Annotated in this window: 10 protein-coding genes; 5 read left to right on the forward strand and 5 right to left on the reverse strand. The window is 61.6% G+C overall.

Annotated elements, in window-relative coordinates:
- The first annotated feature begins 391 nt into the window (after positions 1–391).
- Complete coding sequence (gene pyc / locus ASG03_RS00905; protein WP_062691524.1) at positions 392–3,847, forward strand: pyruvate carboxylase; 3,456 nt, start codon at positions 392–394, stop codon at positions 3,845–3,847.
- Between the two features lie 106 nt (positions 3,848–3,953).
- Here the strand turns inward: pyc and ASG03_RS00910 are convergent, their stop codons facing one another.
- Together ASG03_RS00910 and ASG03_RS00915 are read right to left on the reverse strand one after the other, a co-directional pair.
- Positions 3,954–4,673 carry an LrgB family protein gene (locus ASG03_RS00910; RefSeq protein WP_062478077.1) on the reverse strand — a complete coding sequence of 240 codons (720 nt, stop codon included), beginning with the start codon at positions 4,671–4,673 and terminating at the stop codon, positions 3,954–3,956.
- Positions 4,674–4,768: 95 nt separating this feature from the next.
- On the reverse strand, positions 4,769–5,146 hold the full coding sequence (locus ASG03_RS00915) for a CidA/LrgA family protein (RefSeq protein WP_062691526.1): 378 nt from the start codon (positions 5,144–5,146) through the stop codon (positions 4,769–4,771).
- 209 nt (positions 5,147–5,355) lie between these two features.
- Here ASG03_RS00915 and ASG03_RS00920 point away from each other — a divergent pair, with 209 nt between their 5' ends.
- From ASG03_RS00920 to ispG, 3 genes are all read left to right on the forward strand, one after another.
- On the forward strand, positions 5,356–6,135 hold the full coding sequence (locus ASG03_RS00920) for a DeoR/GlpR family DNA-binding transcription regulator (RefSeq protein ID WP_082475475.1): 780 nt from the start codon (positions 5,356–5,358) through the stop codon (positions 6,133–6,135).
- A 56-nt stretch (positions 6,136–6,191) separates the two neighbouring features.
- Positions 6,192–7,394, forward strand: a complete 1,203-nt coding sequence (locus tag ASG03_RS00925) for an MFS transporter (protein ID WP_062691530.1) — start codon at positions 6,192–6,194, stop codon at positions 7,392–7,394.
- Positions 7,395–7,569: 175 nt separating this feature from the next.
- Positions 7,570–8,823 (forward strand): flavodoxin-dependent (E)-4-hydroxy-3-methylbut-2-enyl-diphosphate synthase, encoded by a 1,254-nt coding sequence (gene ispG / locus ASG03_RS00930; RefSeq protein ID WP_062691532.1) that lies wholly within the window; start codon positions 7,570–7,572, stop codon positions 8,821–8,823.
- A gap of 366 nt (positions 8,824–9,189) precedes the next feature.
- On the opposite strand, the gene fdhA is transcribed toward ispG, so the two are convergent.
- A complete protein-coding gene (gene fdhA / locus ASG03_RS00935; RefSeq protein ID WP_062691535.1) occupies positions 9,190–10,380 on the reverse strand; it encodes a formaldehyde dehydrogenase, glutathione-independent in 1,191 nt (396 codons plus the stop codon).
- 821 nt (positions 10,381–11,201) lie between these two features.
- Here fdhA and ASG03_RS00940 point away from each other — a divergent pair.
- On the forward strand, positions 11,202–12,125 hold the full coding sequence (locus ASG03_RS00940; RefSeq protein ID WP_062691538.1) for a cobaltochelatase CobT-related protein: 924 nt from the start codon (positions 11,202–11,204) through the stop codon (positions 12,123–12,125).
- Positions 12,126–12,212: 87 nt separating this feature from the next.
- Here the strand turns inward: ASG03_RS00940 and ASG03_RS00945 are convergent, their stop codons facing one another.
- Both ASG03_RS00945 and ASG03_RS00950 read right to left on the reverse strand, forming a co-directional pair.
- Complete coding sequence (locus ASG03_RS00945; protein WP_062691540.1) at positions 12,213–13,616, reverse strand: RtcB family protein; 1,404 nt, start codon at positions 13,614–13,616, stop codon at positions 12,213–12,215.
- A 971-nt stretch (positions 13,617–14,587) separates the two neighbouring features.
- Positions 14,588–16,144, reverse strand: coding sequence for an RNA-binding protein (locus ASG03_RS00950; RefSeq protein WP_062691542.1), 1,557 nt, complete (start codon positions 16,142–16,144; stop codon positions 14,588–14,590).
- Positions 16,145–16,275 lie beyond the last annotated feature (131 nt).

The raw sequence follows: 16,275 nt of genomic DNA on the forward strand, positions 1-16,275 counted from the left end.
GGAAATCTCGTTGTCGCGCCAGACCGGCCAACCGGCCCGGCTTGAAGGCGAACCGGTCAGAAGACGTGCTTCTCCCTGTTCGATGACGCCACTATCGCAATCGCAACATGAATGGTCGCTGAACGGGGTATTCATGTTGCGGTGCAGCGCAAAAAGCGCACTGCATTCCCTGCACGACACGGCCATTTCCATCCGGAGCGGACCGCGGATTTTCTGCCCCGCCGCCGCGGAACAGGCCGCGTGCGCAGGCTTCCGCTGTCTGGGCGGAAAAGACGCCGGGGCGTGCTGAATCTCGCATCCCGTGAGATTCCGAAATTGAACTTCCTAAAGTGAGCCGATAGAGTTCTTCCGCGGTGCAGCAGAGCCGCACGTCAAGGTGTAGGAGGCCAGCTTGTCCATCAAAAAGATTCTCGTTGCCAATCGATCCGAAATCGCCATCCGCGTGTTTCGAGCAGCCGACGAGTTGGGCCTGAAAACCGTGGCTGTCTGGGCGGAGGAGGACAAGCTCGCCCTGCACCGGTTCAAAGCCGACGAAAGCTATCAGATCGGGCGAGGCCCACATCTGGAACGCGACCTCGGACCGATCGAAAGCTACCTTTCGATCGAGGAAATCCTGCGCGTGGCCAAGCTGTCAGGCGCGGATGCGATCCATCCGGGTTATGGCCTGCTGTCTGAGAGCCCCGAATTCGTGGACGCCTGCAAGGAAGCCGGCATCATATTCATCGGACCGACAGGCGACACGATGCGCCGCCTCGGCAACAAGGTGGCGGCCCGCAATCTCGCGATCGAGATCGGCGTCCCCGTGGTACCCGCCACCGAGCCGCTGCCGGACGACATGGCCGAAGTGGCGCGCATGGCCGAGGAGATCGGCTATCCCATTATGCTGAAGGCCTCCTGGGGCGGTGGCGGGCGCGGCATGCGCGCCATTCGCGATCCGAAGGATCTTGCCCGCGAGGTGACGGAAGCCAAGCGCGAGGCGAAGGCGGCCTTCGGTAAGGACGAGGTCTATCTGGAGAAACTCGTCGAGCGTGCCCGCCACGTCGAAAGCCAGGTTCTCGGCGATACGCACGGCAATGTGGTGCACCTGTTCGAGCGCGACTGTTCGGTTCAGCGCCGCAACCAGAAAGTCGTGGAGCGGGCGCCCGCCCCCTATCTGAACGAGGCGCAGCGTCAGGAACTTGCGGCCTATTCCGTCAAGATCGCTCAGTCGACCCAATACGTCGGTGCCGGCACGGTCGAGTATCTGATGGATATGGATACCGGGAAGTTCTACTTCATCGAGGTAAACCCGCGCATCCAGGTGGAGCATACCGTGACGGAGGTCGTCACGGGGATCGACATCGTCAAGGCGCAGATCCACATTCTCGACGGCCATGCCATCGGGACGCCGGAATCGGGTGTACCGAAGCAGGAGGACATCCGCCTGAATGGCAATGCGCTTCAGTGCCGCATCACCACCGAGGATCCCGAACAGAACTTCATTCCCGACTATGGTCGCATCACCGGCTATCGTTCGGCGGCCGGCTTCGGCATTCGGCTTGATGGCGGCACAGCCTACACCGGCGCTGTCATTACCCGCTTCTACGACCCGCTGCTCGTCAAGGTAACCGTCTGGGCGCCGGGCGCGGCCGAGGCGATCACCCGCATGGAGCGCGCGCTGCGCGAGTTCCGGATCCGCGGCGTGGCGACGAATCTGACCTTTCTCGAAGCCATCATCACGCATCCGAAATTCCGGGACAATTCCTACACGACGCGCTTCATCGACACAACGCCCGAGCTCTTCCAGCAGGTCAAACGGCAGGACCGTGCGACAAAGCTGCTGACCTATCTCGCCGACGTCACTGTCAACGGCCACCCGGAAGCCAAGGGCAGGCCACGCCCGCCGGCAGATGCTGCCAAGCCGGTCGTCCCGTTCGCACGCAGCGAAGTGGTTTCCGGCACCAAGCAGAAGCTGGACGAACTCGGCCCGAAGAAATTCGCCGAATGGGTTCGTGCCGAAAAACGCGTGTTGATGACCGACACGACAATGCGCGACGGCCATCAGTCGCTGCTGGCGACACGCATGCGGACCTACGACATCGCGCGAATCGCCAACACCTATGCCAAGACCCTGCCGCAGCTCTTCTCGCTGGAATGCTGGGGCGGTGCGACCTTCGACGTCTCCATGCGCTTCCTCACCGAAGACCCATGGGACCGCCTTGCCCGCATTCGCGAGGACGCGCCCAACCTTCTGCTCCAGATGCTTTTGCGCGGCGCGAACGGCGTCGGCTACAAGAACTATCCGGACAATGTCGTGAAGTATTTCGTGCGCCAGGCAGCCCGCGAAGGCATCGACGTGTTCCGCGTGTTCGACTGCCTGAACTGGGTGGAGAACATGCGCGTGTCGATGGACGCCGTGAATGCGGAGAATCGCATCTGCGAGGCGGCGATCTGCTACACGGGTGACATCCTCAGCTCCGCGCGCCCGAAATACGACCTAAAATACTACACGGCGCTGGCCGGTGAGCTGGAGCGGGCCGGCGCTCACATGATTGCGCTGAAGGACATGGCAGGCCTCCTGAAGCCGGCAGCCGCCACCGTGCTCTTCAAGGCCCTGCGCGAGGCAACAGACCTGCCGATCCACTTCCACACGCACGATACGTCGGGCATTGCCGCGGCAACGGTGCTGGCCGCCGTGGATGCAGGCGTCGACGTGGTCGACGCAGCAATGGACGCCTTGTCCGGCAACACATCGCAGCCCTGCCTTGGCTCGATCGTCGAAGCGCTGAAGGGATCAGAGCGCGATCCGGGCCTCGACCCTGAAGCGATCCGCCGCATCTCCTTCTATTGGGAAGCCGTGCGCCATCAGTATGCGGCGTTCGAAAGCGATCTGAAAGGACCGGCCTCGGAAGTCTACCTGCATGAAATGCCGGGCGGCCAGTTCACCAATCTCAAGGAACAGGCCCGTTCGCTCGGGCTCGAGACCAAGTGGCATCGGGTCGCCCAGACCTATGCCGACGTCAACCAGATGTTCGGCGACATCGTCAAGGTCACACCGTCGTCCAAGGTGGTCGGCGACATGGCACTGATGATGGTGAGCCAGGACCTTTCCGTCGCCGATGTTGAAAACCCGGCCAAGGACGTGTCCTTCCCGGAATCCGTCGTGTCCATGCTGAAGGGCGATCTTGGCCAGCCTCCGGGCGGATGGCCGGAAGCCCTGCAGAAGAAGGCGCTGAAGGGCGAGGAAGCCTATACCGATCGTCCGGGCTCGCTGCTGGCCGAAGCCGATCTCGATGCCGAGCGCCAGGAGGTCGAAACCAAGATCGGCCGCCCGGTGTCGGACGCCGAGTTCGCCTCCTACCTCATGTATCCCAAGGTCTTTACGGACTACGCGCTGGCGGTCGAGACATACGGCCCCGTCTCGGTACTGCCGACGCATGCCTACTTCTACGGACTGACGACGGGCGAGGAGCTTCTGCCGGAAATCGAGCGCGGCAAGGCGCTGGTGATCCAGCACCAGGCCAAGAGCGAGCCGGATGAGCAGGCCATGGTCAAGGTCTTCTTCGAGCTGAACGGCCAGGCCCGCATGATCAAGGTGCCAGACCGGAATCGGGCGGCGACGGCCGCCGTGCGCCGCAAGGCCGAAGCCGGAAACGCCGTTCATCTCGGTGCGCCGATGCCGGGCGTCGTCTCCACCGTCGCCGTCTCTGCCGGCCAGAGGGTCAAAGCCGGCGACGTGCTTCTCTCCATCGAAGCCATGAAGATGGAAACCGCGCTCCATGCCGAAAAAGACGGTGTGATCGCGGAGGTGCTGGTGAAGACAGGCGACCAGATCGACACCAAGGATCTGCTCGTCGTCTTCGGCTGAGCCGCGGCCAGATCACAGGGGGACACCGGTCGGCGACGGCCGGTGTTCCAGGGTTTAGGCGGTCTGCTCCGATTCGTATCCGGACGGTCTGTGCGTCTCGCCGGCTTCAGAGAAACAGAGGTACGATCAGCGCGGTGACCAGCGCGTTCAACGCCATGGCAATGCCGGCGAAGAGACCGGCGACCGGATCGACTTGAAAGGCGCGCGCCGTACCGATGCCGTGAGACGCGAGACCCGCGGCAAAGCCGCGGGCCGCGTAGTCGGTAATCCGCATGCGGTTCATCAAACCCGTGACGACCACCGCGCCAGTGATGCCGGTGAGGATGACGAAGACCGCGGTGAGACCGGGATCACCTCCAAGGCCTTTCGAGATCGCCATGGCAACGCCGGCTGTCGAAGACTTCGGCGCCATGGAGACGGTGAGCGCGTCGGGAAAGTCGAAGAGCCTCCCGAGCGCAAGCACGCTGAGGACGGCGGTGATGCTGCCGGCGGCGAGCGCCACCAGCATGGGCAGCAGATTGGCAATGACGAGCCTGATCTGCCGCACGAGCGGCACCGCGAGCGCGACCGTCGCCGGACCCAGCAGGAAGTGGATGAACTGTGCCCCCTCGAAATAGGCGGGATAGGCGACGCCGCCGAGCGTCAACCCGAGGCCGATGACGATGACGGAAATCAGCACCGGATTAACCATGGGATGCCCCTTCGCGCGGCGAGCCACGGCACTGGCAAGCAGCCAGACGACCAGCGTCGCCGTCAGCCAGAAGAGGGGCGTTGCCGAGAGATAGACCCACAGGCTGGATGGCAGAACAGGTGCTTGCTGCGCCATGACCCCGCCGGCCGCAGCTTTCCCCGCCAAGACCTGCCCCATTATGTCCGGAACCGCCAGACCCGTTCCTGTTGGAACTCCCTCTGTTAGGCCGGTCATGGTTTGCGCTTCCATTTCTGCTCCAGATATTTGGCGAATGTGAAAGCCCAGACGGTGACGACGAGCGTGACGACCGTGGAGACGAGGATCGCGGCGAGGATTGGCAGCCCCATGGACACCACGAGATCCAGATGCTGGATGATGCCGACCCCCGCGGGGACGAACAGGATGCCGAGATTGGCGAGAAGGCCATCTGCGACCTTGCCGGTGGATTGCTCCATCGAGGCGGCAGCCGACACCCCCCGGGTCGTCAGCAAGAAGAGTGTCAGAAGCGCAAGGCCGATGACAGGTCCTGGAACCTGTCCTCCAGCTGCATACGACAGAGCCTCCCCGACAAGTTGGAAGCCCAGCAGCCATGTGATGCCTTGGATCATGCCGGGTCTCTCCTGTGATGACGCAATCGATCTGTCCCTTGCTTCTGCTTGTGAACCTGTGATTCCGAAAGCGTCAAGACACGTCAACCGGCAACTGGGAAAGGAAAGCGGTGCGTGTCCGGCACCCCGTCGAGCGAGATACGCCTTGCATATCGAAAGAATACGTTTATGCACGTTCGTACCGATTTATGCATGATTGGAAAACGCGGATGTCGAGCGATCTGCTGACGCGCGAGAGACAGGAAGCGATCCGGAGCGAACTCCGCCAATCCGGCCGGGTTCTCGCCGGCGACCTTGCGCGCCATTTCAAGGTATCGGAAGACACGATCCGGCGCGACCTGCGCGACATGGCGGCAGCCGGTCTCTGCGAGCGGGTCTATGGCGGCGCTCTGGCTCTGCCCTCCGAGCAACCATTCTCCGTGAGGACCGGCATTTCACGCGGACGCAAGCAGGCGCTGGCCGCAGCCGCCGTCACGCGTCTCACGGACGGGATGACGGTGTTCGTTGATGCCGGATCGACCAACCTCGCAATCGTCAAGGCGCTACCCCCCGGTCTCTCCCTGACCTTGGCCACCAACATGCCGGCCATCGCCGCGGCGGCGCTCGACCATGCGCGGATCGAGGTGATCACCATCGGCGGACGGATCGATCGTCATGTCGGCGCGGCGATCGGCACGCAGGCGGAGCGGGATCTCAAGATGCTGCGACCGGACCTCTGCATTCTCGGCGCCTGCGGCATCGATGCCGGGTCTGGCCTGACCGGGCTGATCTATGACGACGTGGTCTTCAAGACGATTGCCGCTGCCCATGCATCCGCCGTCCTCGTTGCCTGCACGACCGACAAGCTGGGATCGGTTCATCCCTTCGTCATCGCTGCCCTCGACGCGCGGATGACTCTGACGCTCGAGGCGGACGCGCCAGACACGCTTACGACCGCGCTTCAGGCAACCGGTGCATCCGTTCTGCGCGCGCAGGCGGTGGCCAGCTGATCCGCAGATAAAACCAAAGCGACACGATCCGGTCGCAGACCGCAAGGAGACAGAGGATGGACCACCACACGAACGCAGGCGCTTCGGTTCCTCCGACAGATCTGGCCCCATCGGGCTACATGCCGCGGATCCGGCTCGCCGTCTCGTTGCTGTTCCTCATGAACGGTTTCATGATGGGCAGCTGGGCGCCAAAGATCCCCATCCTGAAAGACCGGCTCGGCATTAGCGAGGGCGTGCTCGGCTTGCTGATCCTTACCTTCGGGATCGGCTCCCTTCTGATGATGCCGATTGCAGGAGGTCTGATTTCTCGGCTCGGCTCGCAGAAGATCTCCAAGCTGATGGCCGCATGCCTGGTGCCTGTTCTTCTGGTGCTCAGCCTGATGCCGGGCCTGCCGCTCGCATTCGTGGGACTGTTCCTCTTCGGCGGCTTCATCGGCGCGATGGATGTGGCAATGAACGCCAACGCCGTCGCCGTCGAAAAGCGCATGCGGCGCGCGATCATGTCGTCCTGCCATGCCTATTGGAGCCTGGGTGCCCTGGCCGGCGCGGCCCTCGGCGGTCCGGCGATCGCGCATTTCGGCGAGATCCTGCATGCGGTGCTCGTGACGATCGCCGGGCTTGCATTCCTCGCCGTCGCCTGGCCGCTCGTGATGGCGGATCATCCGCACCCCGAGGCGCAGGCGGAAAAACTGGCCCTGCCCCGCTCGCCGCTGCCCTGGCTGATCGGCATCATCGCCTTGTTCTCGATGATTCCCGAGGGATCGGTCATCGACTGGAGCGCGCTTTACCTGCGCAACGAACTGGGCGCGTCGGTTGCCTTGTCGGGCTACGGCTTTGCCGCCTTCTCGGCCACCATGGCGATCATGCGCTTTGCCGGCGATCACGTCCGGGACCGCTTCGGTGCGGTGAGGACTTTACGGGTCTGCACCCTGCTGGCGCTCGTCGGCCTGGTGACGGCCGGGCTTGCACCCGATGCAACGGTTGCCATCATCGGTTTCGCGCTTGCCGGCATCGGCATTTCCAACATGGTCCCGATCGCCTTTTCGGCGGCCGGCAACCTGCCGGGCCTGGCGCCGGGCATCGGCCTCTCGGTCGTCACCTTCATGGGCTATTCCGGCATCCTGTTTGCTCCGTCCCTCATCGGCTTCATTGCCGAACATGTCGGCTTCTCCGCGATTTTCACGGCAATTCCCGCACTGTTCCTTATCGTTCTGCTTCTCTCGCGCCATGCGGTCCACGCCGATTCGGCAAAGGGCTGAACCAAAGGCACGCAAGGCAGCGACACAGGCGCCACGAATTTGCCGCCAAGATCTGTTGGAGCACCGCTGCTGCCGATGCCGCTTTTCGGCCATCGGGAGGCAGCGTCAGTTGACAGCGTGGCGATCCTCCTGCACCTCAGGAGCGCCCACCGACCGGGAATGCACGAGGCCCATCATGTCCATGTCCTTCGCCTTCGAACCGCAGCCACGCCGTGAAACAGTCGGGGTGGATGTGGGCGGGGTTCTGGTCGGCGGCGGCGCGCCTGTCGTCGTGCAGTCGATGACAAACACCGATACGGCCGACGTGGATGCGACCGTAGCCCAGGTGGCGGCCCTTCATCGCGCGGGTTCCGAACTCGTGCGCATCACCGTCGATCGTGATGAGAGCGCGGCCGCCGTGCCGCGCATTCGCGAGCGGCTGGAACGCCTTGGCCTCGACGTGCCCCTGATCGGCGATTTTCACTATATCGGCCACAAATTGCTCGCCGATCACCCGGCCTGCGCGGAAGCCTTGGCCAAGTACCGGATCAACCCCGGCAATGTCGGTTTCAAGGAAAAGAAGGATCGCCAGTTCGGCGCGATCATCGAGCGGGCGATCCAGTACGACAAGCCCGTCCGCATCGGCGTCAACTGGGGTTCTCTCGATCAGGAGCTCCTGACCCGCCTGATGAACGACAATCAGGAAAAGGGCTTTCCCCTGACGGCCCAACAGGTGATGCGCGAGACCATCGTGCAGTCGGCGCTGATCTCGGCGGAACTTGCCGAGGAGATCGGCCTGCCGCGCAACCGTATCATCCTCTCGGCCAAGGTTTCCAACGTTCAAGACCTCATTCCGACCTATGCCATGCTATCGGTGCGCACCAATCACGCGCTCCATCTCGGCCTGACGGAAGCCGGCATGGGCTCCAAGGGCATCGTCGCCTCGTCTGCCTCGCTCGGCATTCTCATGCAGCAGGGGATCGGCGATACGATCCGCATCTCGCTGACGCCCGAGCCCGGCGGCGACCGGACCCGTGAGGTGCAGGTGGCACAGGAACTGCTGCAGGTGATGGGCTTCCGCCAGTTCGTCCCCGTCGTCGCCGCCTGTCCGGGTTGCGGGCGCACGACGTCGACCGTGTTTCAAGAGCTCGCCCAGAAGATCCAGGACGACATCCGCCGCAACATGCCGGTCTGGCAGGAAAAATATCCGGGTGTCGAACGCCTGAAGGTTGCCGTCATGGGCTGCATCGTCAACGGTCCCGGTGAGAGCAAGCATGCCGACATCGGCATTTCCCTGCCGGGGACCGGCGAGCTTCCTGCCGCTCCGGTCTATATCGACGGCAAGAAGGCACTGACCATCCGCGGCACAAACATCGCAGGCGACTTCGAAGCGCTCGTCGGCGAGTATATCGAAAAACGCTTTGGCCAGGGCCATGCCGCGGCGGAATAGGCCGACGCGGAGAAAGCGTGATGCGTGCTGGGACGCAAGTCCCTGGAGGGGCGCCGAATCGATCGACCTGCGCCTCCAGTTCGCGTTCCCCTTCTCTGCTTCAAGCTTTGCATCAAAGGATTTGCAGCAGGTTTCGTGACACGGCAGGGGACCTCCGCTTGCCGGCACACCCTGAGCTTTCTGACGGTCGCCGCGCCGATCTCAACGTTGAAATCAGGCGTCGCATGCCATGTTGAAGGTGCCAAGGAACATTCCGGCGAGACGAAACGAATCGAAAGCATGAGGTGGGCGACCAGAAAGGCGGTTCTTGCCCGGCCTTGGAACCGGCCGAGCAAGGACAGCAGACCGCGACGCGGCCGAGGCAGGTTACGCGGCTCGTGTCAGGTCCCCGTGGGGATCCAGCACGTATTTGACCGCCGCCCCTTGGTCGAAACTCTCGTAGCCCTGCGCGGCATCATCAAGCGAAATGATCTTGGCGTTGACGATGTCGGCGATCGGTAACCGGTCGTGAAGGATGGCTTGCATGAGCTGACGATTGTATTTCAGCACAGGCGTCTGACCGGTATGGAAGGACTGGGCCTTGGCCCAGCCGAGGCCCAGCCGAAGGGACAGGCTTCCCTTTTTGGCGGCGTCATCGACGGCACCGGGATCCTCGGTGACGTAGAGGCCGGGAATGCCGATGGAGCCTGCCGCGCGGGTGATCTCCATCATCTGGTTCAAGACGATCGCCGGCTGCTCTCCGCCGGAATGGCCGCGGGCCTCGAAACCCACCGCATCGATCGCGCTATCGACCTCATCGGTCCCAATGACCTGGGCGATCATGTCCCCGAGACGGTCGCTCTTTGAAAGATCAATCGGCTCGAAGCCAACCTTGGCGGCATGAGCAAGGCGATCCTTGTTGAAATCGCCGATCATCACCACTGCCGCACCAAGAATGCGCGCTGACGCGGCCGCTGCCAGACCAACCGGACCCGCGCCTGCGACATAGACCGTGGAGCCGACACCGACCCCTGCCTTCACCGCCCCGTGGAAACCGGTCGGTAGGATGTCGGACAGCATGGTAAGATCGCGGATCTTCGAAAGCGCTCTGTCGCGATCCGGGAACTTGAGCAAATTGAAATCGGCGTAGGGGACGGTGACATAGCGGGCCTGGCCGCCTATCCAGCCGCCCATGTCAACATACCCATAGGCCCCGCCGGCGCGGGATGGATTCACGGTCAGGCAGACTCCGGTATCCTGCGACTTGCAGCAGCGGCAACGGCCGCAGGCGACGTTGAAGGGAACGGAGACGATATCGCCGATTTCCAGCATCTCGACATCGATGCCCTTCTCGACGACCTCGCCCGTGATCTCGTGCCCCAGCACCAGACCGGGCAGAGCTGTTGTGCGACCACGCACCATATGCTGGTCGGACCCACAGATATTGGTGGAAATGACCTTCAGGATGACGCCATGCTCGATCCGACGACCGTCCGGTGCCTCGAGCTTGGGGTCATCGATATCTCTCACTTCGACCTTGCCCGGCCGCAGATACACTACACCTCTGTTCCTGCTCATTCCCATTCCTCCTCTGGGTTTTTACGACGTCAAAAACGGTCGCCTGCCGCTGGTCGAATACGGCCATCCTGCCGTGTTCCGGATCTTTTCCTCCTCGAAAAGATCACACGCGGCAGACTATCACCTTTGACCTCGCCAGCAGAACATCAAAGTCGTCTCGCGACTGCTGCAACAACGACACGGGGAAACGATTTGGCGACGGGAATCGATCTGCAACGTGCATGACCCACGTCTCTTCACCGAAGAAATCCGCCCTGCTCCCTGGAGCCAGCACGTCGACCCGCGGCCAGCTGCATGGGCTGATCCCCCCTGCCGTGAACATCCGCTGCGCTGCATACGGGGATGCGTATCGCTCAGAGCCTTGCCACATGCCCTACGCAGGGAGCAAGCACGCAACGTCAACCTCTCTCCCGGTCACATTCGCAGACATGGTGGCAGTCGGGTCGCTAATGCAGGGACGCGCCCGCAGCATGGCCCTGGCCACATGGGCATGCCGTGCAGACCAAGAGACATCAGCAGATCACTGGAAGGGCTGGAGGCCTAAGGCTCCGATGGCGGAGAGGGTGGGGTTTTAACCCGCGATGCCCTTGCATGCGTGCCGCATTTCGCACCGGCCGACGGCTGATCAAAGAGCAAGTTGTTTTATCTTGACGCGTTTAAGCTCCTCCTTGAGTAATTGGTGCCGACGCTGTAATTCTTGCTGTATTCGCGTTCCAGTCTAGTGCCGTGAGGTCGCCGCCGCTAAAAACGAATTCACAATATTCGAAGCGATATGTCGATGTGAGACACAGATTGGCTTCCAGATATATCGGACCTTGAACATGCGTTTTTTCGAGAAGATGTTTACGCGCAGCGCTGCCGAGCCTGTGTTGGTGAAGGGGAAGGATTATCAAGCATTCACCACCGATTTCGATCAAATCGCGAGAAGCGATGACCTCGATCGCGTGCTCGGCTCTCCTAACCCAAAAGATGCCGCAATTCTCGACCGCGCCTGGCAGACCTACGAGCTTTCGGTCACGTCTCTACGCACTGAATGGACGCTCGCCGCCATACGGACCGGGTCCGATCTTGCTGCGCAAATCCCAAGGCCAAAACGTGAGGACATCATCGTCTCGCTTCTCGTCGATCACTCCGGATCAATGCGCGGACAATCAATTCTGATGGCAGCTGTCGCTGTGGATATCGCTCAAGACTTTCTTCGAAATCTAGGGTGCAAGGTAGAGGTGCTGGGATACACGACTGTCAGTTGGAAAGGCGGGAAATCGCGCAAGCGTTGGCAAAAGCTGGGATCGCCAAGGCGACCTGGCCGCCTCTGTGACGTTCTTCATATCATTTATCGCTCAGCGGATGATCTGCGCGTTTCCTCCCTCGGCCATAGACTCAAAAACATGCTACGCCCAGATCTTCTTAAAGAGAATATCGATGGCGAAGCCCTCCAATGGGCAAGCGAACGTTTGCTTCACGCATCAGAGCCCCATAAATTTCTGCTCGTTCTATCAGACGGAGTTCCGATGGATGACTCGACGCTCGCGGCGAATGGCCCCGATCTTTTACCGGGGCATCTTCGAAATGTTGTGGCTGAGCTTGAATGCGATGAGCGTGTAACGGTTATGGCAATTAGCCTTGGTCACCGGGCGGCAGATGTCTACACGACCAATCGGCGCATCGACACGCCCGCAGATTTGGCTCTCGAAATGGTCGATATGCTGGCGGAAACCATGAAAAAGAGGCTCGTGCCGACCTGATGCGGACAGCGAAGCCTCGAAATGCGATTGGCCGACCGTCGTATCGGCAGATCTGTCGAGAGGGCGGCAACCCGCCCTCTCAGTTGGTTAGCGGCGCTTTTTGCGCCACGGCGCATCCTTCTGCCAATCGCCGGCCATGATGCTGCCGTAGGGGATTACTTCGTCGACGACTTCGGCAAGGCCGTAATGTTCGATCTGCGACCGGACATTGGCGGCATTCTTGTAGGCGCTCGGCAGTTCCGAAATATCGGGAATGCCGGAGAAGAAGCGCGCGTCGAGGCCCGACGTCTCCCTCTCCATGACAGCCGCGATGTTATTCGGGCTGAGACCACGGCTATCGGCGCCGAATTCCGCGCCGAGGCGGCGTATATGCGCCGTCCGCGAGAAATTACGCCCCGCGCCATGTGGGGAGAAGCCAAGGCCGTGGGCAGCGTTCGAGCCGCGCACGATCAGGATCGGTTCCGCCATGTTGAGTGGGATGATCGTCAAATCGGTCGCGTCTTCGGCCCAGTTGTCGAAAGCCGGCGTCGCACCCTTGCCATGGTAAAAAAGACCGTCGGATTTGCGGAAGACGAAGTTGTGCTCGTTCCAGAAACGGTCGCTTACCTTCGCCGACAGCTTTTCCGCCGTCATGTCATGGATGGCGTAGTGGTTTTCCTTCGTCCATTGACGGATCGTCTGCAGCGCCGACCAATACATTTCTCCCTCCTCGCTCTCGGCAGGAATCCAGGCATTCTCCCGGTGCGTTTCGGGTGACAGCTGCTCGCGGAACTTGTTGGCGATCTTCATGCCCCGGTCATAGAGCCGTGCGCCAGGAGCGCGCGATCCGTGATGGGTGACGAGCGCAGTAGCGCCGGTCGACTTCATCTGCCCGACATAGGCAAAATGGTTGCCGTCGCCCTGCGTGGCGAAGTGATCGATGCCGATGTTCAGGATCTCCTTCAAAAGCGGATTTTCCTGGAACGCCGACAAGGTCGCGTCAGAAGGCTTGATCTGGGCGCCGCGTGGACGGCTGCCCGGGCCGAAATGAGTGACAGCGTGCACCGCGTCGAGCAACGCCTTCGGCTCCACATCAGGGAAGATCGAGATCGCCATCGAGCAGCAGATATCGGCCGAATGCATGCCGGGGTGGATCGCTTCCGACGCCACCACGCCGCCGACCGGGATCGTGCCGACCGGCCCGGAAGGGCAGGCATCAGGCATGATCGCGGCCGTGCGAACGACCGGCGTGCGGGAAAGCTCGCGCATCGTCGCACTCACCTTCTCGATATTACCCTGTTCGAACGCATCTTCGGCGCGGATGTTCATATGGATCAACACATCATTCGGCGTCTTGAGCGGCAGGGTCGGCCCCGGCTGATAACCGCCGGCAACCGTCAGCGCATCGGCCGTCGAGCCGCCCTCGCTCAGCACCCGGTTGGCCGCTTCCAGCGCATCGCGAAACCACTTGCCCTGGCTCATGCCGGCATCGATCAAATCCTGTCCGCTCATTACCTCTGTCATTGTCTTTTCTGCGTTTGCAGTCCTTCTGGTTCAGTTTCGTTTCGTCACAGCACCCGGACGACGAGCGTTGGCCGGAGAATAACTCACCGCTCGCATTCCATCACCGATGGCGCTAAGTGGCCCCTGTAGCCACCGACGGCATTCGCCCAGGGTCTTCTTCGTGGTCCCGGCGACGAGTTTTGGCAGGACGGTTGTGCTGAGCTACGCATTGCCTTGTGCAACCGGGATGATTCGAACATCCGACCTTCCCGCCGCAAAGCGACGGGCTGCTCTTTCCGTGTAGTCCTGCCTGGCATTCGCCGGGCATTCCGTTCATTCAAGCCTCGGCAACAAGGGTGGCGGGACAGTATTTGAGCTACGCGCTCCCTTCGGGAACCCGGGATGATTGAACATCCGACACACTGATCGGTAAACCGATCGGCTGCTCTACCTGTAGTCCTGCCGGCATTTGCCGGGTAGTTCTCGCAGCGGCGACGAGGGTGGACGAAACCGGATGGCCCCGCTCATGCCAGAGAGCGTATGCCCAGGAGGAGTCGAACCTGCCAGACCATCCAACGTTGGTGGCTGTAGTTCCGCCCGGCATTCGCCGCTGCAATTCCCGTCAGAATGACAATTACCCGGACACTTCCCGCCGGTCCTCCACGATGGGAGGCGACGACGGAGCAGGCTTCGAACCCACAACTCCATTCGCGGAGCACCAGTATCGTTTCCGGCTTTTCGCCTTGTTGATCATGGCAACCAATTTCACGGAAACATCCGCTTTGCATTCGCCATGTCATCCGTTCGCGACGACGAGGATTTTGGAAACATTCCTGCTCTACCGGCTGAGCTACGGGTCCATAGTATGGCGGACCCGGCGGGATTCGAACCCGCGACATGGAAGTGTGAACTGTAGTTTCCAAGGCATTCGTCACGTCCCCGCGTCGTTCACGGCGGCGCGGGGGGCATTGCTTTTGGCGTCAGAGTTCAATCGCCTCGATGGTCTCCACCCAGCCGTCTGCTCCGTTCGAGTTTGCCGCAAACGCCGTGATCACCCCATAGACGGCATCCGAGAAGCCGCCGATGTTAAGCACGTCGTCCCGCGTCGGCGCCTGTGTGGTGGCATGGGGTTGGATATCGAGGCAGACCAACTTTGCAGCCGGATTGACCCGCTTGATCCTTGCCCATTCCAACATCACAGCCGTCGGCTGGCCGTTCTTGCCCGCATGCACCCAAGACTCGTTGTCCGAGATGAACACAACCATATCGACCTTGGCCTTCTCGTTTGCGAGCTTCCTCAGCGGCGCCGAGCAGTTTGTTCCGCCGCCGCCGACCGCCGCCAGCTTGGCGGCATTGGTCATCACCGAATCCCGCCGGTTGAGCTTGACGTTCACCACGTCATTTTCGAACGGCAGCACCCGCGCCTTCTGGTTGCGTTGCAGGAATGCCGCGGTCATCAGGCCGGCGACATCGATGCAGCGAACCGCTGATGTCGCCCCCTTACGAAAACCGGTCACCGGCGAGCCCATTGAACCGGAAACGTCCGGGCAGAGCACCACATTGCCGGCAAGCGACGGCACGTTGGCAATTGCCACATCCATCGCGTCCCGCAACGCATCGCGCACGACATCCGGAACCTGGCCATCGACCATCTTCCACGCCATCATCAGCTGATAGGGGAAGACTTTGGCCCTGCGGACCTCGTCCGGATCGGCCAACCGCTCGGCCAGCACCTCGGGAAACCCTTCAACTTCGAACACGCCGTTGCGTGCGAAGGTGTTGAGGTTCTGCCGCACCATCTGCCAGTTACCCTTCCGGGCGATTTCGACCCAATGTTCCCGCGTCAGCGGCAGCGAGGTCAGCATCTGGAACGGCACGTCCGGCACCGGGCTTGTCTGGTCGCGCCGGAAGGCCTCCAGCGCCTTGACGAGCTCCGGCAGCGCCCCATAGTTGTGCGGCTTGCCGATCGCCCAGGCGTAGAGAGCCCTGCGTTCTTCCGAGGCCGGCTTCGGATGCACCATACGGATCACATCGGCAAGCGAAGGGTCGTTACCGACCATCGCGCGCAGGATCTGTTCGGTGCTTGCCCGTTCCAGCCATGCCTGCACCAGCTTCTTCGGCCGCGTGCCCAGCGACTTGCGTCCAGTAGCACCCGACCGCATCACCTGGACGAAGCCGCGCAGCATCTTGCCGCTCTTGACGACGCGCGGAAACGCACGGGCAAACGCCTCGCTCTGGAGACCGGTCAGCATAGCCAGAAGCGTCACCGGCATGTCCTTCATGTGGCCTCTTTCGGCGGCATGGATAGCCACCTTGGCCAGGAACTCCGGCTCGACCTGCAGGGCAAGCGCCTTGACCACCTCCAACTGATCGACGCCATCCGCATAAAAGGTTCCGTTGAACGTGCCCGTCACAGCATATTGCGCCAGGGCTTCGCGCGGCGTCAGCTTGTAAGCCGGCGCAGCTTCTTGGTTTTTCGTGTCCGTGCCCGGAAGCAGTTTTCCGAGGTAGGTTTTGAAGATCGCCTTGTTGACCACGACAGCACCTCTTGGTTGGTTCATGCCAGATACAATTCAAGACATGTGCCAGTTAGAAAAAATCAGCCGCGATTGAGCAGAGAGTAATCTATCTATCTGTTATTTAAAAATAAAAACTATCGCTCCGCAAG

Origin of the sequence: Rhizobium sp. Leaf341, from assembly GCF_001424325.1 — a bacterium.
Taxonomy (GTDB): domain Bacteria; phylum Pseudomonadota; class Alphaproteobacteria; order Rhizobiales; family Rhizobiaceae; genus Ferranicluibacter.